1 pseudogene is annotated in these 557 nt (G+C 33.2%); it reads left to right on the forward strand.

What is annotated here, in order from left to right:
• Nucleotides 1–557, forward strand: a pseudogene (locus BKN38_RS11365) (glycosyl transferase); the annotation flags it as partial.

Raw genomic sequence — 557 nt, forward strand, 5'->3', positions numbered from 1 at the left:
GATGTCACATAGTGAGAATCCACCAAATGATGTGAAATATATCCATTTTGTAGATTCTGATGATATGATAACGCTTGATTGTATAGAGCAGTGTGTGGAAAATATTGGGGATTGTGATATTTTGTGGTATAACCATAAAATATTGTTTGAGAATGATATACCAGAAGAAAAAAACCAAATGCTACTTGGGCTTGAACATCATCACATCACTGAAGAGCAAGCAAGAACAAAAAATTTTGACATGATGGAATTGCTACTAGGCGTAGAAAAATTTGCTTGGATAACTGGTGGCATATTGAATATTAACATGTTAAATAACTTGAGATTTTTTCCTACAGTACATAACGAAGACATGCTCTTTGGTATACCACTTTTTACCAAAGCAAAACAAATCAAATTACTAAACAAACAACTGTATATATACCGCATCCGTTCTTACTCCACCTGCGGACGCGATATGGCTAAAAATTCTCCATTACTTGCTTATCCACCAAATCTTACCGATATAGCTTTTGAATTTGGAAACAGAATTACCTATAGATACTATTATTTTGATT

The organism is Helicobacter sp. CLO-3 (assembly GCF_001854545.1).
Lineage (GTDB): Bacteria > Campylobacterota > Campylobacteria > Campylobacterales > Helicobacteraceae > Helicobacter_B.